19 protein-coding genes are annotated in these 26,448 nt (G+C 36.8%); 15 read left to right on the plus strand and 4 right to left on the minus strand.

What is annotated here, in order from left to right:
* Positions 1-49 precede the first annotated feature (49 nt).
* The 13 genes from ACODST_RS22720 to ACODST_RS22780 all read left to right on the plus strand — a co-directional run bounded on the left by ACODST_RS22720 (position 50) and on the right by ACODST_RS22780 (position 20,163).
* Complete coding sequence (locus tag ACODST_RS22720; protein ID WP_488934380.1) at positions 50-7,102, plus strand: T9SS type B sorting domain-containing protein; 7,053 nt, start codon at positions 50-52, stop codon at positions 7,100-7,102.
* 43 nt (positions 7,103-7,145) lie between these two features.
* Positions 7,146-8,123 carry a PorP/SprF family type IX secretion system membrane protein gene (locus ACODST_RS22725; RefSeq protein ID WP_488934381.1) on the plus strand — a complete coding sequence of 326 codons (978 nt, stop codon included), beginning with the start codon at positions 7,146-7,148 and terminating at the stop codon, positions 8,121-8,123.
* A gap of 159 nt (positions 8,124-8,282) precedes the next feature.
* A complete protein-coding gene (locus ACODST_RS22730) occupies positions 8,283-9,377 on the plus strand; it encodes a sensor histidine kinase (protein WP_488934382.1) in 1,095 nt (364 codons plus the stop codon).
* Complete coding sequence (locus ACODST_RS22735) at positions 9,374-10,063, plus strand: LytR/AlgR family response regulator transcription factor (RefSeq protein ID WP_488934383.1); 690 nt, start codon at positions 9,374-9,376, stop codon at positions 10,061-10,063. Before ACODST_RS22730 ends, ACODST_RS22735 begins: the two co-directional genes overlap by 4 nt.
* A gap of 167 nt (positions 10,064-10,230) precedes the next feature.
* Positions 10,231-10,983, plus strand: a complete 753-nt coding sequence (locus ACODST_RS22740; RefSeq protein WP_488934384.1) for a dioxygenase family protein — start codon at positions 10,231-10,233, stop codon at positions 10,981-10,983.
* A gap of 19 nt (positions 10,984-11,002) precedes the next feature.
* Positions 11,003-11,704: a pirin family protein gene (locus tag ACODST_RS22745; protein WP_488934385.1), complete on the plus strand. Its 702-nt coding sequence runs from the start codon at positions 11,003-11,005 to the stop codon at positions 11,702-11,704.
* A complete protein-coding gene (locus ACODST_RS22750; RefSeq protein WP_488934386.1) occupies positions 11,705-12,211 on the plus strand; it encodes a hypothetical protein in 507 nt (168 codons plus the stop codon).
* 261 nt (positions 12,212-12,472) lie between these two features.
* The gene (locus ACODST_RS22755; RefSeq protein ID WP_488934387.1) at positions 12,473-13,660 is read left to right on the plus strand and encodes a phosphoglycerate kinase; all 1,188 of its coding nucleotides are present in this window, start codon (positions 12,473-12,475) and stop codon (positions 13,658-13,660) included.
* Positions 13,661-13,770: 110 nt separating this feature from the next.
* Positions 13,771-15,603, plus strand: a complete 1,833-nt coding sequence (locus ACODST_RS22760; RefSeq protein WP_488934388.1) for a lytic transglycosylase — start codon at positions 13,771-13,773, stop codon at positions 15,601-15,603.
* Positions 15,604-15,652: 49 nt separating this feature from the next.
* Positions 15,653-16,618 carry a DUF4837 family protein gene (locus tag ACODST_RS22765; protein ID WP_488934389.1) on the plus strand — a complete coding sequence of 322 codons (966 nt, stop codon included), beginning with the start codon at positions 15,653-15,655 and terminating at the stop codon, positions 16,616-16,618.
* Positions 16,619-16,842: 224 nt separating this feature from the next.
* A complete protein-coding gene (locus ACODST_RS22770; protein WP_488934390.1) occupies positions 16,843-17,481 on the plus strand; it encodes a DUF1579 domain-containing protein in 639 nt (212 codons plus the stop codon).
* 432 nt (positions 17,482-17,913) lie between these two features.
* Entirely contained in the window at positions 17,914-18,360 is a 447-nt protein-coding gene (locus ACODST_RS22775) for a GNAT family N-acetyltransferase (protein ID WP_488934391.1), read from the plus strand.
* 141 nt (positions 18,361-18,501) lie between these two features.
* On the plus strand, positions 18,502-20,163 hold the full coding sequence (locus tag ACODST_RS22780; RefSeq protein ID WP_488934392.1) for a S41 family peptidase: 1,662 nt from the start codon (positions 18,502-18,504) through the stop codon (positions 20,161-20,163).
* A gap of 450 nt (positions 20,164-20,613) precedes the next feature.
* On the opposite strand, the gene ACODST_RS22785 is transcribed toward ACODST_RS22780, so the two are convergent.
* From ACODST_RS22785 to rnpA, 4 genes are all read right to left on the minus strand, one after another.
* Complete coding sequence (locus ACODST_RS22785) at positions 20,614-21,417, minus strand: OmpA family protein (RefSeq protein WP_488934393.1); 804 nt, start codon at positions 21,415-21,417, stop codon at positions 20,614-20,616.
* Positions 21,418-21,420: 3 nt separating this feature from the next.
* On the minus strand, positions 21,421-23,058 hold the full coding sequence (locus tag ACODST_RS22790; RefSeq protein ID WP_488934394.1) for a S41 family peptidase: 1,638 nt from the start codon (positions 23,056-23,058) through the stop codon (positions 21,421-21,423).
* A 2-nt stretch (positions 23,059-23,060) separates the two neighbouring features.
* Positions 23,061-23,888: a DUF4349 domain-containing protein gene (locus tag ACODST_RS22795; protein WP_488934395.1), complete on the minus strand. Its 828-nt coding sequence runs from the start codon at positions 23,886-23,888 to the stop codon at positions 23,061-23,063.
* Between the two features lie 89 nt (positions 23,889-23,977).
* On the minus strand, positions 23,978-24,373 hold the full coding sequence (gene rnpA / locus ACODST_RS22800) for a ribonuclease P protein component (RefSeq protein ID WP_488934396.1): 396 nt from the start codon (positions 24,371-24,373) through the stop codon (positions 23,978-23,980).
* A gap of 127 nt (positions 24,374-24,500) precedes the next feature.
* Here rnpA and ACODST_RS22805 point away from each other — a divergent pair, with 127 nt between their 5' ends.
* Both ACODST_RS22805 and ACODST_RS22810 read left to right on the plus strand, forming a co-directional pair.
* Entirely contained in the window at positions 24,501-25,247 is a 747-nt protein-coding gene (locus tag ACODST_RS22805) for a lysophospholipid acyltransferase family protein (RefSeq protein ID WP_488934397.1), read from the plus strand.
* 45 nt (positions 25,248-25,292) lie between these two features.
* Complete coding sequence (locus ACODST_RS22810; protein ID WP_488934398.1) at positions 25,293-26,285, plus strand: acyl-ACP desaturase; 993 nt, start codon at positions 25,293-25,295, stop codon at positions 26,283-26,285.
* Positions 26,286-26,448: the final 163 nt, after the last annotated feature.

Raw genomic sequence — 26,448 nt, forward strand, 5'->3', positions numbered from 1 at the left:
ACCAGAATTAGTTTTACAGGCCAATTTAACACAAGATTTAACCTGTGCGGTGAATGGTGCTATTACTTTAGTACCAAGCGGTGGAACAGGAACTTATATCCGATATGAAGTTTCAACAAACGGCGGAACAACATACAGTGTTATTCCAACAGCGTCTTACACGGCGACAGTTGACGGAACTTATATCTTCAAAGTTACAGATTCTCAAAACTGTGAGGCTGTATCGAGCAGTGTAGTGGTAACACCAAACACAGTTCCGGCAGCGACTTATACACAGGTAAATGTGAGCTGTAATTTAGGAAACAACGGAAGTTTTGTTGTAACAGCTTCAAACGGAATTGCTCCTTACATGTATAGTGTAAATGGTGCAGCGTTTGTTTCAAGCAACACTTTCAATAATTTAACAGCAGGAGTTTACAACGTTGTGGTAAGAGATTCAAAACAATGTTTATCTACGGCTGCTATTACCGTAACGATTACTGAGCCTACAGCATTAACGGCTACATCTTCTATCACAACAGCGTTAGAGTGTACAGCAGGAAATGCACCAACTCAGGCAGTGGTAACGATTGTACCTTCAGGAGGTACAGCACCATACCAATACAGCTATGACGGAGGAGTTAATTACTCTAACGATGATACTTTCGAAACATACGCAGGAGTTACTTTCGATGTTTACGTAAGAGACAGTAAAGGCTGTATCTATCCGCTTACCAACGGAGTTGATGTTCCGGCATTGAACCCGCCAACGGACTTAACCATCGACACAACCATTGCTGATACTTGTATCGCTGATGCTACGGTTGAGATTACAGCGCATGTTGGAGGAGTTGGAATATTAGAATACGAGATTATTTCTCCAATAACAGTGGCTAAACAAACCAGTACAACATTTGCCAACTTAGCTCCGGGTACTTATGTATTCCAGGTAACAGATGCTAATGGTTGTACGTATACAGAGTCGCATACAGTAGCTCCGGTAACCAATATTACAGTTTCGGGAGCCTTGATTGCCAATGTTTCTTGTAACGGAGGTAATAATGGTTCTGTAAGATTTACGGTAGCAGACAAAACTGGTGGATATACTTATGTATTGAATCCGGCTGCCGGAACTATTACTTCTCTTGGAGATGTAGTAACCGTGACTGGTTTAGCACAAGGAACATATACATTGACAGTAACAGATGCTATTACAGGATGTACAAGCGATGCGACTGTTGAAGTAGAAGAACCGGCAGCTTTAACTTTAGCTTTAGAGTCACAAACTGCGGCTAATTGTTATGTTGGTTCAATTGTTACCGTAAGAGCAGCAGGAGGACAGCCAGCTTACAAATATGCGTTTGTTCATGACGGAGTGACACCAGCGGCTTCAGATTATTCAACAAGTAATACGGCTGTATTAGATCCTGCCTTTACAGATTGGGATGTGTATGTACAGGATGCTAACTTAATTTGTACAGCTAAACTGGATGTAACACTTACAAGAGATGACGCACCAACTATTGATGTAACAACAGATGTGTATTGTTATACAGGAGGTCCGGTACCAATTACAATCAGAGGTACAGTAGATCCTGATATCGTGGCACCGCCAACATACAGTATTGGTAACGGATATTATGCAAGCCCTAATTTTGTATTGAATGCACCGGGAACTTATGATTTCTATATTAAAGACGGTAATGGATGTATTGCACACGCTACTTATGTATTAAGACAGGAGTTATTGCTTCAGGCTACACTTACACAAGATTTAAATTGTGCAACAAACGATGCAACTATTACATTATTAGCAACTCAGGGAACTGGAACATACCCATTATTTGAGGTATCTACAGATGGAGGAATAACCTATAGCCCGGTTACTTCACCATATCACCCAACAGTGGCAGGAACCTATACTTTCAGAGTTTCTGATGGTCAGTGTCAGGCTGTTTCTGTACCGGTTGTGTTAACTCCTAATGTAATCCCGACATTTACAACAGCTCAGGTTGATGTTTACTGTGAAGGTGGTAATAACGGAAGTATAACAGTTACAGGTACTAACGGAACTGCTCCGTACGAATTCAGTATTAACGGAGGTGCGTTTGGAACGTCTAACATATTTGCAGGATTAACAGCAGGTACCTATTCTATTGCTGTGAGAGATGCGAAAGGATGTCCTTCTTTACCAGTAGATGTTACAATTACAGAACCTTTAGCTTTAGCAGTGAACCCGGCAGTAACACCATTTACTTGTAATAGTTCTAATACAACTCAGGATGCGGTTGTTACACTTAATGCAAGCAATGGTACTGCACCATACAGCTATAGTTTCAATAATGGAATAAGTTTTGGAACTTCTCCAAGTCATACAGTAAATACAGCAGGTACAATTAATTATGTAGTAGTAGATGCTAACGGATGTAGAGTTTCAGGATCAGCAACAGTAGTTCCTTATACTCCGCCAACAGATTTCGAAATTACGGCTACACCAATTTATTGTAATACTGTAGGAGGTTCAGCAACCGTATCAGTAGATCCGGCCTCAGTTACAGGAGGTGTTGCACCATTTACGTATGCTATTATCAGCCCGGCTTCAGCGGCAGCTTCAAATACAACAGGAAGTTTCGCAGGCTTGTTACCAGATACTTATGTATTACAAGTAACAGATGCTAATGGCTGCAGTACAATAAATTCAATTATTGTAAAAAGAGCAAGTGAAATTAACGTTGAAGGTCAGTTAATAAGTGAAGTGTCTTGTAACGGAGGAACAAATGGTTCAGCTGTTTTCACAGTAAGTAATTATATTACTCCTGCGAATTACACATTCACATTAACGCCAAATAACGGAACGTTTACTCAGACAGGTGATATTATTACCTACACTGGTTTAACAGCTGGAAGCTATACTTTCACAGTTACTGATAACACATCAGGCTGTACAGATCAGGTAGCAGGTTTTGTAGTTCCGGAACCGGCAGCGGCTCTTGACTTTACAATGACAGCTACTAATATCAGCTGTAATAACAATAACGCTATTATTACCGTAACGGCTGCAGGAGGAACACCAGCTTACAGTTATGCTGCTGTAGCAGCAGGAAGCCCTGCCCCAACCGTATTCGGAAATGATAATAAAGTGGTGGTGGATACACAAAACGGAACCATTTTAACATGGGATGTTTATGTGAAAGATCTTAACGGATGTTCACCAGCCTTAAAACAACAAACAATTGGAATTGATCCGCTTCCATCTGCTATTACAGCTAGTGTGGCAAGTCAGTGTCAAAGTACATCAGGTACTTACGAATTTACAGTTTCAGCTACAGGTGTTGCTCCATTAGAGTACAGCATTGGAACAGGATTCCAGACTGATCCTAGATTTGAGGTAACAGCTTCAGGTTCTTACGATATCACTGTAAGAGATGCTAACGGTTGTATGACAACGGTTACAGCAGCAGTAACTATTGAAGGAGCTTTAGACTTACAGACAACTATTGCGGCATTACCAAGTTGTGATTTCGTAGACGGACGTATCGTAGCAACGGTTACGGGAGGTTCAGGTAACTACAGATTCACTTCAGGTGCCTACTTACCAAGTGTTGCAGGAAACACCGCAACATTCAGTAATATGGCTGTAGGTACTCACGTAATTACGGTAACAGATCTTACATACGGTTGTATAGATACAGTTACAGTTGAATTGACAAGAGCAACTCAAATTACAGGTCTGGCATTGGATAAAACAGATGTTACTTGTAATGGAGGTTCAAATGGTAGAATCATCGCGAATCTTGAGCCAACGGCACCAGGAGTAAATGATAATCCTGTTTACAGATATACTTTAACAGGTACTACTAACACAGGAACACCTGTAAGTGTAGGCCCTCAGGATAGTAATGTATTCGAGAATCTTCTTCCGGGAGATTATACTGTAAGAGTTACTTCCGGTAGAGGTTGTAACGCTCAGGTAGATACCAGAATTATACAGCCTGCACCAGTGGTGGTAAATGCACCAACGGTAACGCAATACGGATGTACTGCAGGATCAAATACAACTAACTTTGCAACCATCACATTTGGTAATGGTACTGTAGTTGGTGGTTCAGGTAATTATATTTTATATGAATTCAGTAAAAACGGAGTTGTAGTTCAGACCAGTGATTCTAATGTTTATACAGAAATGGATCCGGCAGGTGGAACGTATACAGTAAAAGTAACAGACGACAAAGGCTGTTCAGGAGTATCAACTGCGCCAATTCGTATCAATCCGTTCATAACAATGGATAAGATCGATGTAACAGTAGTAAGCCCGATTACTTGTATTGCTAACGAAACTATTCAGGTTTCTGTAGTAACATCAGGCGGAACTCCGACAACGCTGAACTATACTTTAACAGGTGTAAACGGAACAGTTTACAATCAGACTAATACAAACGGATTGTTCACAGGTTTAGCAATAGGCAATTACTTAATGACGGTATTTAACCCTGCAACAGGATGTACAATAACAGAGTATCATTATGTAAACAACCCTAATACGTTTGTAATTAATGTAACACCGGTTAAAACAGATGTTTGTTTCGGTGAAACAGACGGAGAAGTTCAGTTAACAATTATTGATAACGTAACAGACCCAACAGACGATGCAGGAGCATTTACATACACGATTACAAGTGCTACGGTAACAAGATCGGGTACATCAACAACTGCAGGACCAATTACAATTGCTAATCTTCCGGCAGGAGAGTACACCGTTAATGCTACATTAACAGATGCAAGCGGTCCTCAGTGTCCAATTGCTCCGCAGATATTTACTATCAGTCAGTCTCCGGCTGAATTAGAATTAACCACAATAGTATCTAATATTACTTGTGCTGATGGTAACAATGATGGTGCAATTTCTGCTTCGGCAACAGGTGGTGCAGGATTCTATGAATATCAGTTGTTAAACGGAACTACAATTGTTTCTGATTTCTCAACAACATCAAGTTTCCCTAATCTGGTACCAGGTACTTATACAATTACGGTAAGAGATGCCAAAGGATGTACAGATGTGGCAACAGAAACATTACGTATTCCGGAGCCAATTGTGGTAACAGCAGTACCTAATGTTACGATGTTAGCTTGTCACGGTGACGAAAATGCTGTGATTACAGTTAATCCTCCAACAGGCGGTCAGGGAAGTAACTATTTATATACTTTAAATACACTTTCTACGACTCCGGTTGGTGCAGTAGGTCCGCAGGACAGTCCGGTTTTCACTGGATTAGGTGCAGGACGTTATACAGTAACGGTAACAGATGGATTTACATGTTCGGCTACATCGACAGAGATCGTGATCAACGAACCAACAGAGGTACAAGGAAAAGTGATTCAGTCAAGATTCCAGACTTGTTTAACTCAAAGTCAGTTGACATTAACAGCAGAAGGAGGTACAGGATCTTATACTTATAGTACTGATCCTTCAGGAACACCAGTTCTTGGATCGTTTACAGCGACATCTTCTGCCGTAATTAGTGTTGCTCCAGGTAGCTATACTTACTATGTAAGAGATACAAACGGATGTTCTTCATTCGAAGCCAGCATTGAAGTACCGGCATTAGAGCCACTAAAAGTGACTTTAGATATTGAACTTGCAATAGTAAGATGTAAAGGAGACGCAACAGCATTATTAGTGGCTGAAGCGACTGGAGGAGTAGGTGAATATGTTTATACTTTACTTGATGTAAATGGAAACCCAATGCGTACGCCGCAGACAGATGGTATATTTGCTGATCTTCCACAAGGAACTTATTCAGTAAGAGTAAACAGTGGAAGCGATTGCAGTCAAGTAAGTGATCCTTATACTATTGTAGAACCGACTACTCCATTTGATGCAGAACCTGTTATTGATAATGTGAAATGTTTTGGAGGTAAAGACGGAAGAATTTCAGTGACAGCAACAGGTGGAACCGGAGCATACAAATATTCAATTTCTCCGGATCTGGATCAGTTTGATACTAAAAATGTATTCGAGAATTTAGAGCCTGGTCACTATACTGTTATTGCGATGGATGAAAATGGCTGTAACGAAGTCTTAGAAATTGACATCACTCAGCCAGCACTTCTTAAAGCAGAAGAGTTAGTAGGTTCAATGATCCCTGAATATTGTGAAGGAGATAAAGACGGAGTTCTTTTCGTTGAAGTTGAAGAAAACACTGGAACAGCTCCGTATACAGCAAGTATTGATAATGAAGACGGACCATTTGTAAGTCCGGATATCGATGCTCATACATTTAGTTTTACAGGTCTTACAGGAGGTCAGCATATCATTTACATTAAAGATGCTAATGACTGTATCATTTCATTAACAAGTAACTCTATGCCGGAACCAATTGTATTGAACCCGGTAGCAAAAGTGGATTATACTTGTGAAAATGACCTTCCGGTGAATTCAATCACTGTGAAAGTTGATGACGAAATAAGTGATGCAAGAAAAGCTACCATAGTGTACACTTTATTTGTAGATGGCGTTTCAACGGGAATATCTCAAACTGGTGACCCTGTGTTCAGAAACCTGGTTACAGGTAATTACAGTGTAAGAGCTGAATTAGAAGGTTGTCCTAAAATGTCGAACACAGTGCGTGTAGATGCCGTTGCTCCGTTAACAGCAATACCAGTTCTAAGCAGTGAGATTAACTATATTGAAGTGAAAGCTTCAGGTGGAGTTCCGGCTTATGAATACAGTTTCGACGGTGGACCATTTACATCATCTAACACGTACAGAATTTACGAAACACGTGATTATAAAGTACTGGTAAAAGATCAAAACGGATGTACGTTCCCGCTGACTTTCAAAGGAACATTCCACGATTTCTGTATGCCAAACTACTTTACACCAAATGGTGACGGAATAGATGATACTTTTGGTCCGGATTGTGGAGCATTAGCTTACAAAGATTTAACATTCGATATTTTCGATAGATATGGAAGAGTTGTTGCTAAGTACCGCGTTGGTCAGAAATGGGATGGTAAATACCACGGAAACGAATTACCTACAGGTGATTACTGGTATGTTCTTAAACTAAATGACGAGAAAGATGCAAGAGAGTTTGTTGGACATTTCACTTTATACAGATAACAAATAATTGGCCCCAATGATGTTGTCTAAAAAAATTATTACAATGAAAAAGTTTATTTTATCCTTAGTACTCATGGCTGTAACAACTAGTTACAGCCAGGAGTTAAACCTACCAGTGTTTACTCAGTATTTGGCTGATAACCCTTTTATACTGTCACCTGCCTATGCGGGTATTGGTGATAACCTGCGAATTCGTGCCAACGGATTAACACAGTGGGTGGGGATCAAGGATGCTCCGGATAACCAGTCCTTATATGCTGATTTTCGTGTTTTAGACCGTTCAGGTGTTGGTTTATCATTATACAATGACAGTAATGGTAATACCAGACAAACTGGAGCAAAAGTCTCTTTTGCACACCACCTTATTTTAGATTACTATTCGAAACAGTATTTGTCGTTTGGTATCTCTTACAACTTTAACAGTTTTAGAGTTCTGACTGAAAACTTTGAAGGGAATACTAATGGACCTAGTCCAAGTGTAGGACAGCCTACAGATAATCGTTACACAGGTAACAGTAACTTTGATATTAGTGCTTTATATCGTAATAAAAGCTTCTATTTCAGTTTTAACGCCAACAACGTTTTAAAGAAAAACATCAATAAAGAAGTAGTGAATGAACCGGACCTGCTGTCTAACTTTCAGGTGTATACCGGATATACTTTCAGAGATGCCGAAAACAGCCGTATCGAATACGAACCATCTGTTTTTTATCAGTTCTTTGCCAGTGACCAGCGTTCTACAACCGATTTTAACTTTAAGTACAGACGTTATAACCGTTATGAAGATTACTACTGGATCGGGGTTTCCTATCGTTTCTTAAACGACCAGTTTCCAAAACCGTTATCAGTAGGACCTATGGCCGGATTTATGAAATCTAAGTTTTACTTTGCCTATTCTTATCAGGTGATGTTTAACGACCTTGGCGCTTATAATACCGGTACCCATTCTATCACTATCGGATTTGATTTCTTACAGTCTATTAGTAACTGTCCTTGTACACAAAGTCCGGTTCACGATTAATAACAAAATATTCTTTTCAGTGCTGAAAAGTCTGGAAATTAGAATGCGGGTCGCAGAAATCGACGTTTTTACCGCAATAATTTGAAAGAAAAGTACAATAACATTACATTTGAGCGTTACCATTTTGTTTATCAAAATAGTAGCGCTCAAATTTTTTTTATGAAAGCAAAATTTTCACTTTATGCGAAACATATAGTTCTGTGCCTCGCCTTTTTATTTTTGCCTTATGCGTTTACTTCCACCAATACGGTTTTTTCGCTGCCGCACTTATACACAAACGCACACGACCGGATTTATCTGTTTATTTATTTTACCCTGCTTTGTTTTTTTTACTTCAATTACTATTTCTTAATCCCCAAAATTTATTTTTCGGATAAGAAACTTTTATATTATTTAATAACCCTGGTTTTTCTTTTATTTTTCCTCTGGATTTCAACTGTTTTAGATCATCCGGAACGCAACTTTCTGGATTTTGAATACCATTCCGGAAAATTCACAGAACATCCTTTACCCCATGAAGGCAGATTTCCTCCGCCTCCTCATAGAAACGAACCAAAGCCTTTTGGATTTATTGGAGGACCTCCTACTCAGTACAGCCATACGACTTTGGTGTATCTAATTGGCGTAATCTCCAGTTTACTTTTTGCTATTACCGGAAGGCTGCAGCGCGTTGAAGAAGAAAAAGTAAAATCAGAACTTGCCTTTTTAAAAGCCCAGATAAATCCGCATTTTTTATTTAATACCTTAAACAGCATTTATGCACTGGCGCTGAAAAAAGACGATAAAACCCCGGATGCCGTTGTGCAGTTGTCTGAATTGATGCGGTATATTATGACCAATTCAAATGACGAAGTCATTGATCTGAAGAAAGAAATCAGTTACATCAGTAATTTTATTTCTCTTCAGAAAACCCGACTGGGCAATACCGTAGATGTCGATTATAAAGTTACCGGCTCTGCTTTTGGCAAAGCGATTACCCCTTTAATATTAATTTCGTTTATAGAAAATGCTTTTAAATACGGAGTCAATCCTGATCAGACTTCAGAGATTTCAGTGTATATAAATATTGATCAGGAAATGTTAACTTTATACGTGTCCAATAAGAAAACCTTTTCCGTTCAGTCATCAGACTCCGGAATCGGACTTCAGAACACTATTGAAAGATTAAAATATGTATATCCAAACAGGCATCAGTTAAAAATTGAAGATTTAGAGGATCAATACATTGTCAATTTGTCTATAAAAGTAGCATGATAAAAGCAATTGCCTTAGATGATGAACCGTTAGCACTTGAAATTTTAGAAAGCCTGTGCAGTACTGTTGAATATATTCAGCTCGAAAGGACTTTTACAAAATCTGATGAAGCATTCAGATACCTGAAAAAATATCCTGTCGATTTACTGTTTCTGGATATTAACATGCCGTCTATATCCGGAATTGATTTTTATAAAAAACTGCCCCATAAAACGATGGTTATTTTTACTACCGCTTATTCTGAATTTGCGGTAGAAGGTTTTACCCTGCGTGCAACCGATTATCTTTTAAAACCAATCTCGCTCTCCCGTTTTCAGCAGGCAGCAGAAAATGCCCTGTCACAATGGAAACTGCAGAATCAAAATGTAGAACAGCAGCACTTGTTTATTCGTGCCGATTACAGTCTGATTAAAATTTCATTTTCGGATATAATGTATATAGAAGGTCTCGATGATTATTTAAAAATTCATATTCAGAACCAAAAAACGGTAGTAGCAAGAATGACCTTAAAAGCCATACTTTTAAAATTGCCCGGGTCGGAGTTTGTCAGGGTGCACCGTTCTTTTATTGTACCCATTTCTAAAATTACAAAAATCAGAAATAAGATAATTACCATTGATCAGGCCGAAATCCCGGTTAGTGCCAGTTACGAAGAAGCGTTTTTTAAACTTCTAGAACAAAACTAACAGAAATTACAGAGTCTTATTTTTACTACAAAAAAATAAATTTTACGGATTTACCTCATAATTAAGAACGTTTACCTCAAACTTTTTACAACGCTTTAATTTCGGATAATTTTACCCGAAAATAACTGTTAATCATTCAATTGAAATAACATTTAAAAAAACAAGCGATGAAAAGAAAAGAATTTTTAAGAGGTTTGGGTTTAATAGGAATTGGAACTTTGGCCATTCCGGTAATAAACTCATGCAGTCAGGATGACGATTCATCAGATACTGCAACAGGTACTGCGACAGATACAGGTTCGTCTTCAGGTTCATCTTCCGGCAGCTGTTCCGTAACACCATCAGAAACTGCAGGTCCATTTCCTACTATTTCTCCGTCTTCACTGGTAAAATCAGATATTATAATGGACAGAACCGGTGTGGCTTTTACCATTAAAATCACCATTAAAAATACAAAAGCAGATTGTGCGGTATTGCAGGGAGCTATTGTAGATATCTGGCATTGTGACAAAGACGGTTATTATTCAGAATATGGAGGCACCTCTATGCAGTCCGTAAATTATACATCTGCACATTTCCTCAGAGGAAGACAGACAACAGACGAAAACGGACTCGTAACTTTTACCTCAATATTTCCGGGCTGGTATTCCGGAAGGTCAACCCATATTCACGTACATATTTACAATTCAGGAGGAACTTCACTGCTGGTAACCCAAATTGCTTTTCCCGAAGGATCTAATAGTGCTGTTGTTCTGGTTAATGTTTCGACTGCCAGCGGATATACAAAAGGAATGTCCGGATATACCTATAACGCATCCGATAATGTGTTTTCAGATTCTGTAGCAGACGAATTGGCAACTGTAACGGGTAGTGTCAGCGAAGGTTTTGTTTTAACACATACCATAAATGTGGCCGGTTAACTTTTAAAGTAACTTGAATATGATAGCTCAGATTCCGTCACAAATTTATAATTCAGATACAAGAGGACTTTTAAATTCAGCAGAGCACAACTGTCTGGCAACCTTTAATTTTGAAAATTATCATGAAATTTCCCGTAAGCCCTTTGGATCTTTACAAGTTTTAAACGAAGTCATCCTGGCACCACAGCAAAGCAGGGTACGTCAGATTAGTTCCAAAACCAATATAATCCTGCTGCCTTTATTTGGCGGTATCGAATATAGTGACAGTCTGGACAATACCGATTTTCTTCATGTGGATCAGATACGGGTTTTAGCCGCAGATGATGCCCTAAACATAGAAATCTTTAATCCGTATGAAAGTGAAAATGTAAGTTATCTGGAACTCGAATTCGAAATGGGCAATCAGTATTTCAGGAATTATTTTCAGCAGTATAAGTTTGATCTCGATTCCCGTAATAAACTGAATGCGCTGTTTGAAATTGAAAAGGCATTGGGTTTTATTGGTTTATATGACGGAAGGAAAAACGGAACGTATGTTTTAAAAAATCCGGACAATGGTGTTTTTACTTTTGTTCTTAACGGAGCCTTTGAAGTAGAAGACAGGCTTCTGGAAGCAAAAGATGGTTTGTCTTTAAAAAAGACCCGTACTGTAGAGTGGGAAGCCCTTTCAGAAAATGCTATTTTACTTGTAATTGAAATTCCTTTAAAATCAGTTGAATAAATGAAAATCACCAGAATAAAACTGGCGTACCGAATCGTCATAGACAGTTCTTCGGCCTTTCTTTGGGATAAATACGTTTTTGAAGATACTTTCAAAGAATATCAGATGCAGAGCCAGCAGTACAATCCAAAGACAAACCCTAAAAATACCTTCAGGGAATTAATAAGTGAAAATGAAAAGGCAGAGCAGCTCCATTTTCTTACCGGAATTGCAGCGCAGGGTTATGTCGACCAGTTAAAAGGTAATTTACACAGAGTTACCGATGTATTGGGAAATAATTATTTTTCTTTTATCAATTACCGGCTTGATATTTTAAATACCGACATTACCGATATTTCAAAACACAAAATCGGGATAACCTTTTATTCGCCTTTATTTAGCTATTTCGGAATTGTAGAAGGCAGTTATCTGGTTTCTAAAAATACAGAAACCTGCAGCGATTATGAAACCATTATGTTTCCGGTTCAGAAGAACCTCTCCATTTGTTATATTCAGACGGAAGACTGATTAAAATTCCAAAAACAAAAAATAACCCTGATTCATTTTTTTGCCTTTTCTGTTTTATGTGAACAGAAAAGGTTTTTTTATTTAGCGGCTGTAGTAAATTTATAGTATTAATTGTTTTTCAGATGCAGCAAAGCAATTGTTTTGTGAATTTATAACGTTTTCGTTTCTTTTATCATTGTTTTTTTAGTTTTTTCGAATTTATTACTACAGCAAAAGTCCTATATTTGTTGTTCTTTCTAAAAAAAACTAAAAAATTATCAAATGAAAACTTTAAGCGATTTCGATTTTAAAAATAAAAAGGCAATTATCCGTGTTGATTTTAATGTGCCGCTGGATGAGAATTTTAATGTAACAGATACAACACGTATTGAAGCTGCGAAACCAACTATTGATACTATTTTAGCTCAGGGCGGAAGTGTGATTTTAATGTCGCATTTAGGAAGACCAAAAGGAGCTGAAGAAAAATATTCTTTAAAACATATTCTAAAAACCGCTTCTGATATTTTAGGTGTACAGGTAAAATTTGCTGAAAACTGCGTAGGCGAAGCCGCTCAGACTGCAGCAAAAGACCTAAAACCGGGAGAAGTTTTATTATTAGAAAATTTACGTTTCCACGCCGAAGAAGAAGCAGGTGATGTGGCTTTTGCAAAAGAATTGGCTTCACTGGGAGACATCTATGTAAACGATGCATTTGGAACAGCACACAGAGCACACGCCTCTACTACTATTATTGCACAGTTTTTTCCAAACGATAAATGTTTCGGAACCTTATTGGCAAAAGAAATAGACAGCTTAAACAAAGTACTTAAAAACAGTGAAAAACCAGTAACTGCGGTATTAGGAGGTTCTAAAGTTTCTTCTAAAATCACAGTTATCGAAAATATTTTAGACAAAGTTGACCACATGATTATTGGTGGAGGTATGACCTTTACCTTTATTAAAGCACAAGGTGGTAAAATTGGTGAATCTATCTGCGAAGATGATAAACTGCAGTTAGCTTTAGACATTCTGAAAGCCGCAAAAGAAAAAGGAGTTCAGGTACACATTCCGGTTGATGTTGTAGCTGCTGACGATTTTTCAAATACAGCCAATACACAGATAGTCGATGTAACGGCAATTCCTGACGGATGGCAGGGACTTGATGCAGGACCAAAATCTTTAGAAAATTTCAAAAAAGTTATATTAGAGTCAAAAACAATCCTTTGGAATGGTCCGTTAGGTGTTTTTGAAATGGAAACCTTCTCAAAAGGAACTATTGCTTTAGGTGATTTTATTGCCGAGGCTACTCAAAATGGTGCCTTTTCGTTAGTTGGAGGAGGGGATTCAGTTGCCGCAGTAAAACAGTTCGGTTTTGAAGAAAAAATGAGCTATGTTTCTACAGGCGGTGGGGCTATGCTGGAAATGTTAGAAGGAAGAGTTTTACCTGGAATTGCTGCAATTTTAGAGTAAAATATCACAATTAACATTTTTTTGCGTATTTTTAAGCGCTAAACTTTTTAAGTTTGCAAAAATACGAGTCCTGTAATTGGTTGAATTATAGAATTTTAAAAAAATGTTATATGATTGTAAAGAAAATCTCCGTAGTGGTTACCGCTTTGTTTTCCATGACGGTCTTTGCGCAGGAAACTGCCGAGCTGTCAAAAGAAATAAGGCCAGAAGTAAAGTTGTCCTATTTAGATTCAATTAAAAGCACATTCAAAAAAGATGACCTGGCAGCCCGTGTTGACAGCCTTTGGATGAATGAGTTAGTAAGTTTAGACATCTATGATGATTTGACAAAAGATATTCAGACCATTAACAAAGATGTTACCGTTGACGAAGAACTGCCAACCGATTTATTAAAACAGCGTTTGGCCGTAATGAATCAAAAGTCACCTTTTGAGATAGAATACAATCAGGGATTAGAAAATATAATTAAGTCATTCCTTAAGAACCGTAAAAAATCGTTCTCAAGACTGATGGCTTTATCAGAATACTACTTTCCAATATTCGAGGAAACCTTTGCCAAAGAAAAGATTCCGTTGGAAATTAAATATTTAGCCGTTGTAGAATCTGCTTTAAACCCTAAAGCAGTTTCTAAAATGGGCGCTACCGGACTCTGGCAGTTTATGTACGGAACCGGAAAACAATACGCTTTAAAAATTGATTCCTATATCGATGAAAGAAGCGACCCTCTTAAAGCTACAGCAGCCTGTTCTGATTACATGACCCGAATGTTCAATGTATTTAACGACTGGGAATTGGTATTAGCTTCTTACAATTCAGGACCCGGAAACGTAACCAAAGCGATTCGTCGTTCCGGCGGAAAAACAGGATATTGGGATATTCGAAACCAGCTTCCAAAAGAAACACAAGGATATGTTCCGGCTTTTTATGCCACTATGTACCTTTTCGAATATCACAAAGAACATGGTATCAATCCCGAAAGAGCCGTGATCAAAAACTTTGAAACCGATACCATTTGCATTAAAAATCAAATGAGTTTTAAACAAATTGCCGATTTACTGGATATGCCGCAATCGCAGATTCAGCTTTTAAATCCTTCGTACAAGTTAAATGTAGTGCCTTATTATCAGGGAGAGCAGCATTTCCTTCGTCTGCCAAAAGATAAAATTGCCACTTTTGTTTCAAATGAAGATAAAATTTACGCCTACGTAAAATACGATTCAGAAAACAAAACAATTCCAACCCGTTTAGCCGCTAAAATTGCTCCTAAAGCAAAACCGGCGAGAGAAGCTTCAGATAACGCCAGAGACATCCAGTTCTATAAAGTTAGAAAAGGCGATAACCTGGGCGCGATTGCTGACAAATACAACGTGAATATTTCTGATTTAAAGAAATGGAATAACCTGAAATCAAATGCAATTGCCTTAGGTAAAACTTTAAAAATTAAATTAGATACAGACGCTTCTGAAAAAGCAGTGAAAGAGCCGAAAGCAGTACCTGTTGTAGAGAAAAATACAGAAACAGCAGTCGCTTCTGCTGATGATAATGATAAAGTTTCAGTACAAACCGTTGAGTATGTCGTAACAGCCGGAGATAATTTAGGCAGCATTGCTAAAAAATTCGGTACGACTATTGCGGAGCTAAAAGAACTAAATGATCTTACGTCTAATAACATCGGTTTAGGAAAAACATTAGTGGTTTCCAAAATTGTAACAGAAATCCAGGAACCTGTTTCAACTGCAGTAGCATCCAGTTCTGTAGAAAGTTTTAAGAAAAAACCAGCTTCGGCAAAAGGTGTTAGCGAAGATTATTACGTTAAAAAAGGCGATTCTTTATACAGCATTTCTAAAAAATATCCTGGAGTAACGATTTCAGATATTAAAAAATGGAATGGAATTAAAGATGAAGATATTAAACCGGGAATGAAACTTAAAATAAACGGATAGTATAAAAAATCTTATTTAAATTTGGGTTTTATTTCATTAAATCAAGAAAATGAATAAAACCCATTTTTTATTTATACTACTGCCGTTTCTGCTTATTTCATGTTTAAAGTCAGATAAGCCTCAGCCTGTATCAGGAAAAACAAACACGATTTCAATTATTATCGACGATCAGTTATGGTACGGCGAAGTAGGCGACAGTATCCGGAATAAATTTGCTTCCCCTGTTTTGGGATTAACCCAGGAAGAACCCCTTTTCACAATCAATCAATATCCTGCCCGATTACTGGAAGGTTTTGTAACCGACAGCAGAAGTATTATCGTCGTTAAGAAATCAGCGACCGAGAAGTTTGAAATTACGCATAGTAAAGCTTTGCCTCATAATACTTTTCGCATTTACGGAAAATCCGTTGACGATATTATTTGTAATATCGAGTTAAATTCGGCACAGATAATCAAAATGATCCGTGACGCTGAAATCGAAAAAATCCAGGAAGACAACAGCAAATCACTTCTTAATCCTGCTGTTATAAAAAACAAATTTCATATCGATCTGCAGATTCCGACAGGATATGAATACATGCTTCATAAGAAAAATTTTATCTGGCTCAAAAAGGATATTATCAGTGGAAATACAAGTCTGCTGATTTATCAGATTCCGATTCACAATTTTAAAAAACGTGGTGATATAGTAAATAGTATTGTCAAAATGCGTGATTCCGTTGGGTATTATATAAAAGGACGTGAACCCAACACACGTATGATTACCGGAGAAGCGTATGCGCCTTATTTTTCAAATACTATTTTAGATGGAAAAGACGCGTACGAAACCAAAGGCACCTGGGAACTCAAAAATGACTTTATGGCCGGGCCGTTTATCAATTATGCTATTGTAGATCCGGTTTACAACAGAATTCTGGTTATTGAAGGTTTCTGTTATTCCCCTTCCAACCAGGAACGTGATTTAATGCTTGATCTCGAAGCCATTATCAAATCAGTAAAGATCGATAAGAGATAATTTTTTGAAATTTCAAATTCCAATTTTGATTGTCATGTCTGTTGATGTGTTTTGAGAGAGCCTCCTATTTTGAGCATAGAATATAGAGCATAGAATTTAGAATTTAGATTTTAGAATTTAGATTTTGGAGTTTGGAGTTTGGAGTTTGGAATTTAGATTTTGGAATTTTTATCTTAATATATTTCTTACTTTTGTTTTTGTAACAAACATAAAAACAAAAAGTTATGAAAAAAGTGATTCTAATAGCAGTAATGACTGTTTTAGGTTTTGTATCGTGTAAAAAAGAGGCAAAAACCGAAACAACGGCAAGTACAGCAGATACGATTGCAAAATCAGAAGCTGTTGCAGAAACTCCATTAGACTCTGCGGCACAGGTTCAGGCATGGCAGGCATATGCAACACCAGGAGCAGAGCACAAACTGATGGCTGATGAAACCGGAACATGGAACTGCGAGATGACATTCTGGTATGAACCCAATGCAAAACCGGAGAAAGCGAGTTCAACTGCAGAAGTTAAAATGATTTTGGGCGGACGTTATCAGGAAGCGAGTTATAAAGGAACCATTATGGGAGCCCCTTTTGAAGGAAAAAGCACCCTTGCTTATAACAACGCCAGTAAAGAATATACCACGACTTTTATCGATAATATGGGAACCGGTATGATGGTGGCAATGGGTAAATATGACGAAAAAACCAAAACCATGGAACTGAAAGGTGAAGTAGTAAGTCCGATAAACGGAAAGAAAACGCCTTACCGGGAAATTTATACTATTGTAGACGACAAAACCCGCAAAATGGAAATGTTTGATACCAAAAACGGACAGGAATATAAAAGTATGGAGATTGTGATGAAAAAGAAGTAACTATTTGATAGATACTATTGTACGAAAACCTGATTGCATTTTGTGATCAGGTTTTTTTATCCCGTAATATAAATTTTACATTTTAAATGAAGAGGTTGCAAGTTATAATCTGCAACCTTATCGACAGCATCTTAGAAGAATCTTTTTCTAAATTTGGTTTGTACCATTTAATTTTATTGACAGGAAACAAGACAAAAAAATAATCCGGACTGAAATTTAACGTGGGGATTATATTTCATGTTTTTTGGAGTTTTTAGTAAACCTGCAATGCAGAAAATTGCAGGTTTATCTAGAAACATAAGTATAGCTTTGCCTAAAGAATCAATTTAATGTGGAAATAGAAATATCCCGATTACAAATTATGTGATCGGGATTTTCTTTTAATGTAATTTTGTGCCCATAACTTTTAGAAAAACGAAAACGAATAAGGCAATGGATTTAAAATGGAAAATAAAGCCTTTTGAGGCATTAACAGTAAACGAACTATATGATGTGCTCAGATTACGAAGTGAGATCTTTGTAGTGGAACAAAATTGTGTTTATCTGGATCTTGATGGTAAAGATAAGAAAGCACTGCATCTGATGGGAGAGTTTGAAGGGAAGATCGTAGCTTACAGCCGTTTGTTTGATGCCGGAATTAGTTTTGAAAATGCCTCGATTGGAAGAGTAGTGGTAGACGCCCGTTACAGAGATAAAAAATGGGGGCACGAACTAATGCGGGAAGCGATTTCCGAAATAAAAAAACATTTTGATAAAGATCAGATTACCATTGGCGCTCAGCTGTATTTAAAAAAATTCTACGAGAGCCACGGTTTTGTACAAACCAGTGAAATGTATCTGGAAGATGATATTCCGCATATTGAAATGATTCGTGGTTAAAAAATCTTATAACACCTTATTAGAAGTAATTTTACGTCGAACGTTTTTTTATTTAGTATTCTTTTATGAAAGGACTCACATTTTTTTAAGATTCATCTAAGGTATTTTAGTAGCATCTGAATTTTAACTTAATGTCTGAAAATGAATAGAAACTTTTACGTTTTAGTATTTTGTATTTTTACTTTTTTAACTTTTGGCCAAAAACAAACCGAATCTAAAAGCGATCCAAAAGAAATTGAAAATCTGGCCACTTTGGCAAAAGTCTGGGGATTTCTTAAGTATTATCACCCAAATGTGGCAAGAGGGAATTTTAATTGGGATAAACAAGTAATAGAAATAATCCCAAAAGTAGAGAATGCTCAAAATAGAGAAGAACTATCTAAAATCTATTTAGACTGGATTTCTGGTTTGGGAATGATTAAAGAGTGTAAATCTTGTAAAAAGGCTTCTGCAAAAGAGTATTTTGATAAAAATTTTGATCTTTCATGGACACAAAACCAAAATGTATTTACAAGTGAATTGTCTCAAGAGCTTAAGTTTATTGAAGATAACCGTTTTCAGGGTACTAACTTTTATGTAAAAGCCACTTCTCACAACAACATCGAAATTACAAACGAAACAGAATACCCTGATTTTGAATATCCGGATCGAAATCATAGATTATTAAGCCTGTTTCGTTACTGGAATACAATTGAGTATTTTTTTCCATACAAATATGTGACCGATCAAAATTGGAATGACGTTTTGCTCGAAATGATTCCAAAATTTGAATATGCTGCCAATGCAACAGAATACCAGCTTGCAATGAAGGAAACGGTGACTAAAATTGATGATACTCATGCCATTTTTTACTCAGATAAAATTTTTGACTTTTTTGGCCGAATGTATATTCCTGCATTTGTAAACGTTGTTGAGGATAAAATGATAATCACGGGATTTTATGATGATACGTTAGCAAGAATAAATGATCTTAAAAAAGGAGATATTATCGAAGAAATCGACGGTAAAGATGCCTTAAAAATAATGGCAGACAGAGCAAAATATGTTAATGGTTCAAATAGAAGTGTAAAAGCTAAAAATTTTGATTATCAGTTATTTAATGGTTCAGAAGATTCAGTAAAACTCAAGATAAGAAGAGATAATGTAGTTTTTGTTAAAAATATAAAACGTTATAAAGGAATTGATTTTCAGCCGCGCATTAAGTATAACAAAGAAAAGTTTAGTATAGATGAAAACAATATAGCCTATATTAATCTGGATAATTTAGAAATGAAGGATCAGGAGATAATAATGCAAAAAGTAGATTCGACTAAAGGTTTGATTATTGATATTAGAAATTATCCGAATTTCAGGCCCTATTTAATCGCCAGAAAATTAATAAAGCAGGATAAGGAATATACAAAGCTTATCAGGCCGGATATGAATTATCCTGGAAGATATATATGGAAAAAAGCAGAAGTGATTGAACCTATGAAAAATCAGTATTATGCCGGAAAAGTAATTTTATTGGTCAACGAACAGACACAAAGTATGGCAGAATATTCCGCAATGCTTTTGCAGACAGGTGATAAAGTTACGACAATGGGCAGTCAGACGGCCGGAGCTGATGGAGATATGTCTGTAATTAGATTTTTAACTTTTAAAACAGGAATTAGCGGACTGGGAGTTTTTTATCCTGACGAAACCGAAACGCAGCGAGTAGGGGTGAAAGTTGATATAGAAGTCCGTCCAACCATAAGAGGAATTACGGAGGGAAGAGATGAGATTCTCGAAGCAGCTAAAGAGTATTTGAATGCACATTAGTATAGAACAGTCCTGTTTTGATAAAATCAAATAGTAATGTGATAAAGAGATTTGCAACATTGTCTTTTTCTAATATTCAAATAACTTTTACAGGCTGTTTAGAGGGTAATGAAGTTCTATTTTTGGAACTATAAATCATTTGAAGCCATAATTTTTTTTAATAAACTTAACTTAACCAAAACCAAAGTTTTTAGAGCTGCCAGTTGTAAAACTGTGCAGCTTTTTTTTGTCTTAAAAGCAGTTCTATTGATGGGCAGTATTAAAAGTGTACCATAAGGTATAAAAAGGAAGAAAAAGCAGGTTTTTAGAATAAAGCAACAATGTTGCAATATTGTTAATTGGTTTTTTGTAAAAATGTAATTATCTTAAAAACAAAAAAATAACAATATAATTTGGAGTTTTTCTTTAAGTAAAAAAAGGTGTTTTATCTTTGTTTACTATAATCCAAAATTAAATTTTGGTGATAAGAAATTCGACCCTTCTGTCGTAATTATCACCTTTTTTGAGAGGGAATTTATTACCGCAGCCCTGAAAACGCATTCTGTTTTTAGAGATCTTTTTAGTGCTTAAATAATTAAAAACAGTCCGGGCACGGTTCCAGGAAAGTTTTCTTTCTTTGGTATCTCTATCAATTCCGTCACTGTATATTTCAGGAGTACAGCATACGTGTCCCCGAATCTCAAATTGAATATTTTTCTGTTTTAGAAGCGTCAGTGCAATCTTATCGAGTTCCTTTTTTGAACTATGAGTCAACCTTGAACTGCCCATATCAAATAATATACTTTCAATGCAAACTTTGTCTCCTACTTTCAGTTTGCTTTTAAAAGAGGTATAAACGTCTTTTCCGAAACTATTGCGTTTAACTATAAGTAAATCTACACGTCGGTTTCGTAAACGGGTTTCATATAAATTTTCCACTGTGTCAGGACGAAGCATAACCCGGCCTTTTCCTTCCAGAATAACAATTTTGTTTGGATTAAAACCTGAAGCAATCAGAAGGTTCTGGATTGTATTAACCCGGTCATGCGACAGCTTGTAGTTATAATTGTCGGTTCCCCGGTCGTCACAATAGCCGTAAATTTGTACTGCATCAACTTTTGAGGTATCTATGGATTTGATAAAATTATTTACCACTTTGATCTGCGACTCAGTAAGATCGTATTTGTCGAAATCAAAGTATACGGTTTCTATGGGTTTTTGCTGTGCCGATAGCTGGTAAATAAGAAACAAAAACAGGACCCGGGGAAGTTTCATTTTCTACATTTTTAAAATCGTTTTATATTCAGTTTGATTATTTAATATGTTTACTGCTCTCTTAATTTCTGAATTGTTCTTAATATAAAACTGATACAGCCCTTCCTGGTACTGGTATCTTTTGATAAGCTCCTCCTGAATCAGACCACGAATTTCTTTTTGGTTTTTGTCCAGAAGGGTGTTTTCACTTTTCTCTAATGCGGCTAATAATTGTTGGTATTCAGGAGCAATAGTCTCGTCAATTTTTTCATTTTTGGCAGCTGCCAGTGTGTTTTTAAGCGCTACTTCGGTTTCTGTGTCAAAGCTGATTTTATTGGTTTTCAGGTATTGTTTGAAACTGGTATAATCCGCATCTGTCACTACCGGAATTTTATCGCCTAAATTTGGATTTTTATAATAGTAAGTGGTGGCGTAATCAAAAATTCCGTCATTCTTTAAAAGAGCTGTAGTTATAGGGCTCATTTTAGTTTCGTCCAGTTCAATATCCGGCAAAACACCGCCTCCGTCATAAACCGTTCTTCCTTTTCTGGTTTTGAAAGCATTGAAGTTTTTAGCATCGGTTTTTTGGGCCACACCATTTTTATCCTTATGAGCATAATCAAGCGCCTGAATACAACGGCCGGATGGCGTGTAGTAACGGGAAATAGTTACTTTGAGCTGAGTTCCGTATGTCAGATCAACAGAACGCTGCACCAGACCTTTTCCAAAGCTTCGGCTTCCCAGAATTACGGCACGGTCCAGATCCTGTAACGCCCCTGAAACAATTTCAGATGCTGAGGCACTTCTTCCGTTTACTAAAATGGCAAGCGGTATTTGAGTGTCAATGGGCTCTTTGGTGGTTTTATACGTGTTATTGTGTTTTTCTATTCGGGATTTAGTGGTTACAATCACTTCATTTTTGGGAACAAATAAATTACAGATGTCAATAGCCTCGTTTAATAATCCGCCCGGATTTCCTCTTAAATCCAAAACGATTTGAGAAGCACCGTCAGCTTTTAGTTTTTCAAGTGCTTCTTTGACTTCTGCCGAAGCTTTTCGGCTAAAATGAGCCAAAACTATGTAACCGGTTTTTTCATCGATTTTTCCGTAAAAAGGAACCGATTTGATATCCACTTCGTCCAAAACCAGTTCCGTGGTATAGGTTTTTCCCTGACGAAGGTATTTTATGGCAATTTTAGTGTTCTTAGTTCCCTTTAACAACTGCGAAGCATCGTCTTTAAAATCGGCAATCAAAACGTCGCCAATCTGAATGATTTCGTCACCCGCTTTTAATCCCGCTTTGTCAGCAGGATAGTTTTTATAAGGTTCACGTACAATCAGACGGTCTTTTTTACGGGCAATCATAGCACCAATTCCGGTATATTCTCCCGTATTATTGATTTTAAAATTCACTACATCCTGTTCGTTAAAGTAAACCGTATACGGATCCAGACTTCCCAGCATGCTTTTAATGGCTTTGTCCATCAGATCACCAGGATTGGTCTCGTCAACATAATTCGTATTTACAGCTTTAAACAGCGTGGTAAAGATTTCGATTTGTTTGGCAATCTCAAAAAAGTCTTCTTTGAAACTGGTTCCAATAAATAAAAATCCTGCCGCAACAGTAGGTATGATAAATCTCTTTTTGAAATAAGGATACATGATTATGGTTTTTTTCTTTTAAATCTTTTTCTAATAAAATAGGCTAATACACAAAATATAATAATAAACGGCCAAATGCTGATAAGGGATATCAAAAAATCAGACAAACTGAAAAATCCGGATTTAACAGCTTCCAGGATTTTTGAACCGTATGATATCTTAATGCCTTCATTTTCGGCTGTGGTTTTGTAAAATTCAATGGTAATACGGCTTTCAGAAATCTGGCTCTGCAGATATTTCAGCTGTCCTTCTTTGGCTTCAATTTCTTCACGAATAATCGAAATTTGTTTTTCAATCTCTAGAATCTCACTTACTTTCACTGCCTTTTTTAAGATTTCCAGATAACGCTCTTCCAGTTTTCTTTTTGTCTTTAACCGGGAATCCAGGTCAATGTATTGTTCTGTAACGTCCTCGGCCGATATTTCTTTCTGATCAAAATAAGAAACTCCTTTTGAAACAGTACTGATGAAAGTATCAAAATTCCGGCTGGGAACTTTTAAAGTAATAACCCTGCTGATCGTATTGTAACCTTTTCCTTCAGAATCGTTTAAAATGGTTCCTTTATTGGCCGTTACTGCCACTTGTAATTGTTTGTAAGTATCGGCGAGGTCATTTGTTTCAAATCGCAGTGAAGCCTGTCGGATTATTTTTTGTTCTGTTTCAGGTTCTTCGGCCGCTGCTGCGTCATCGCTTTCCGTTGCTTTATACTGTGCTTTGGGAGGCAGGCTTACGGCAGCAATCATTTTATCCTTAGAATCCGGACTTTCAGATTGCTGGCAGCCGGAAAAGAATAAGGTCAAAATTGCAGATAAAAGGAAAAAACGACGCATAAAATTTTAATTTAGTGCTAAAACTACAATTTTTTTAGAATCTTTTATCTGATTTATTCTACAAAGTTGGTTTTAAAAGCTTAGAGAAGCTATTTAGTTTCAGAATCCGGAGTTTTGTTCTGCTGTTGTACAAATTTCTCAAACAGCTGAATGGTTTTGGTGTTGATCTCCTCATACGACAGTCGGTCTTTAGTCTGATAAAAAAGCATAAAAGAGTAATTCTGATCCAGAGAATCTAAAAGTAAATGTTTGTTCAGACGATAGGTTTCGCGTAAAACCCTTTTGAAGTAATTTCGGTCGACTGCTTTTTTAAAATATTTCTTGGAAACCGAAACCCCTGTTTTTGTATTGCCCTGAAAGTTTTCATCAGCCTGACGGTAAACCAGACGCAGCGGATATTTTGAAACCGATTTTCCTTCAGAAAACAGTAATCCAATGGTGGTTTTGCTCTTTAAGCGCTCATTTTTAGGGTAGGTAAAGTTCATTTTAATACAGAAAAAATTGGCAATTTCCGGAACAAAGGTACAATTAAACCATAAAAACGGTTATTGTTTTCAATTTTTATATCGCTAAGAATATATTTACTACTTTTGACCTCAAATTTTTTCACGCATGCAAAAGATAATTTCATATCCAATCTCCGTAATTTATTATATATTTTTTGGATTGTCTCTGGCTGTTTTTCACCCGGTACAATGGATCTGCCTGAATCTTTTTGGTTATCAGGCCCACAAAAAAAGTGTAGATTATTTAAACCTTTGTCTTTTAAGATGTACTAACCTTGTGGGTACTACTTATAAAGTTGAAGGAACAGAGGATATTCCAACAGGTGTTCCCCTCATTTTTGTGGCCAATCACCAAAGTATGTATGATATCGTGGCAATGATTTGGTATTTTAGACGTTTTCATTGTAAATTTGTAAGTAAGAAGGAGTTAGGAAAAGGAATCCCGAGTGTATCCTTTAATCTGCGTCATGGAGGATCAGTACTAATCGACCGTAAAGACCCTAAACAAGCGATTCCCGTAATCAAAGGCTTGTCTGAATATATAGAAAAAAATACAAGATCTGCAGTAATTTTTCCGGAAGGAACCCGAAGCAAAACAGGAGAACCTAAAGAATTTGCCCAAAGCGGTTTAAAAATTCTGTGTAAATATGCACCATCTGCATACATAGTACCCGTAAGTATCAACAATTCATGGAAAATGGTCCGCTACGGAATGTTCCCTGTTGGCTTAGGAAATCATCTTACTTTTAAAGCCCATAAAGCTTTGGCGGTAAAAGACTATAAGTTTGAAGAATTGATGGAGATTACTGAAAAGACAGTAAAGGAAGGAATAAATGAGTATAAACAGGTTTAAGTTTTAGTCCGAGCTAGAATGTAAAACCCCAATTTAAAATAAGTAATGTCTATAAAAAACATTCGATTAGAAGTAATGCAGTTTTTGGAAAAAAACGTGGATAGCTTCGTTGAACAGTATTTAATCCCGGTGGAAAAGATCTGGCAGCCGTCTGATTTTTTGCCAAATTCAGAAGGAGAAAATTTCTTTGAAGAGGTGAAAGAACTGCGTGAAATTGCCAAAGAATTACCATACGATTTCTGGGTTACGCTTGTTGGTGACACGATCACTGAAGAAGCGCTGCCAACATATGAGTCCTGGTTAATGGACGTTGAAGGTGTAAATCAGGTAGAAAATGGTGGTAACGGTTGGTCTAAATGGATCCGTCAATGGACCGGAGAAGAAAACCGCCACGGAGATCTTTTAAATAAATACCTGTATTTGTCTGGTCGTGTAAATATGCGTGAAATTGAAATGACAACTCAGCATTTGATCAACGACGGTTTTGATATTGGTACCGGAACTGACCCATACAAAAACTTTGTATATACCAGTTTCCAGGAATTAGCAACTTATGTTTCTCATAACAGAGTATCTCAGATAGCAAAGAAATTTGGAGACAATAAGCTGTCTAAAATGTGTAAAATGATTGCAGGTGACGAAATGCGTCATCACCATGCCTACAGCGAATTTGTGACCCGAATTTTCCAGGTGGATCCAAGCGAAATGATGATGGCTTTTCAGTATATGATGAAGCAGAAAATCGTTATGCCGGCTCACTTTTTAAGAGAATCCGGACAGAAAATCAGTACTGCTTTTGAACAGTTTTCAGATTCAGCACAGCGTATCGGAGTTTATACGGCCACAGATTATGTCGAGATTATGCAGAAATTAATTAACAAATGGGAAATTGATAAAATCAGTAATCTAACAGATGAAGCTGAAAAAGCACGTGATTATTTAATGAAATTACCTGCAAGAATGGCTAAAATTTCAGAAAGAATTGTGATCCCAAAAGAATCACACATTTTTAAATGGGTGGAACCTGCCAGACTTTAAAATTTCAGATCTTAGATTTTAGAACTTGAAATTTGAAAAGCAATATTGTTGCTTTAAAAAATATTTGTTGATTGTTAGATTTTAAAAGCTCTGACAATCAACTTTTTTATTTAAAATAAACACCTGTGTAAATCTGTTTAATTCGTTTTATCAGTGCGCCATT

Source organism: Flavobacterium sp. FG19, from assembly GCF_057809475.1.

Bases quoted from the DNA above. Each gene is read 5' to 3' on its own strand.
- ACODST_RS22725 (WP_488934381.1), top strand. From the start codon at position 7,146: ATGAAAAAGTTTATTTTATCCTTAGTACTCATGGCTGTAACAACTAGT.
- ACODST_RS22730 (WP_488934382.1), top strand. From the start codon at position 8,283: ATGAAAGCAAAATTTTCACTTTATGCGAAACATATAGTTCTGTGCCTC.
- ACODST_RS22735 (WP_488934383.1), top strand. From the start codon at position 9,374: ATGATAAAAGCAATTGCCTTAGATGATGAACCGTTAGCACTTGAAATT.
- ACODST_RS22740 (WP_488934384.1), top strand. From the start codon at position 10,231: ATGAAAAGAAAAGAATTTTTAAGAGGTTTGGGTTTAATAGGAATTGGA.
- ACODST_RS22745 (WP_488934385.1), top strand. From the start codon at position 11,003: ATGATAGCTCAGATTCCGTCACAAATTTATAATTCAGATACAAGAGGA.
- ACODST_RS22750 (WP_488934386.1), top strand. From the start codon at position 11,705: ATGAAAATCACCAGAATAAAACTGGCGTACCGAATCGTCATAGACAGT.
- ACODST_RS22755 (WP_488934387.1), top strand. From the start codon at position 12,473: ATGAAAACTTTAAGCGATTTCGATTTTAAAAATAAAAAGGCAATTATC.
- ACODST_RS22760 (WP_488934388.1), top strand. From the start codon at position 13,771: ATGATTGTAAAGAAAATCTCCGTAGTGGTTACCGCTTTGTTTTCCATG.
- ACODST_RS22765 (WP_488934389.1), top strand. From the start codon at position 15,653: ATGAATAAAACCCATTTTTTATTTATACTACTGCCGTTTCTGCTTATT.
- ACODST_RS22770 (WP_488934390.1), top strand. From the start codon at position 16,843: ATGAAAAAAGTGATTCTAATAGCAGTAATGACTGTTTTAGGTTTTGTA.
- ACODST_RS22775 (WP_488934391.1), top strand. From the start codon at position 17,914: ATGGATTTAAAATGGAAAATAAAGCCTTTTGAGGCATTAACAGTAAAC.
- ACODST_RS22780 (WP_488934392.1), top strand. From the start codon at position 18,502: ATGAATAGAAACTTTTACGTTTTAGTATTTTGTATTTTTACTTTTTTA.
- ACODST_RS22785 (WP_488934393.1), bottom strand. From the start codon at position 21,417: ATGAAACTTCCCCGGGTCCTGTTTTTGTTTCTTATTTACCAGCTATCG.
- ACODST_RS22790 (WP_488934394.1), bottom strand. From the start codon at position 23,058: ATGTATCCTTATTTCAAAAAGAGATTTATCATACCTACTGTTGCGGCA.
- ACODST_RS22795 (WP_488934395.1), bottom strand. From the start codon at position 23,888: ATGCGTCGTTTTTTCCTTTTATCTGCAATTTTGACCTTATTCTTTTCC.
- rnpA (WP_488934396.1), bottom strand. From the start codon at position 24,373: ATGAACTTTACCTACCCTAAAAATGAGCGCTTAAAGAGCAAAACCACC.
- ACODST_RS22805 (WP_488934397.1), top strand. From the start codon at position 24,501: ATGCAAAAGATAATTTCATATCCAATCTCCGTAATTTATTATATATTT.
- ACODST_RS22810 (WP_488934398.1), top strand. From the start codon at position 25,293: ATGTCTATAAAAAACATTCGATTAGAAGTAATGCAGTTTTTGGAAAAA.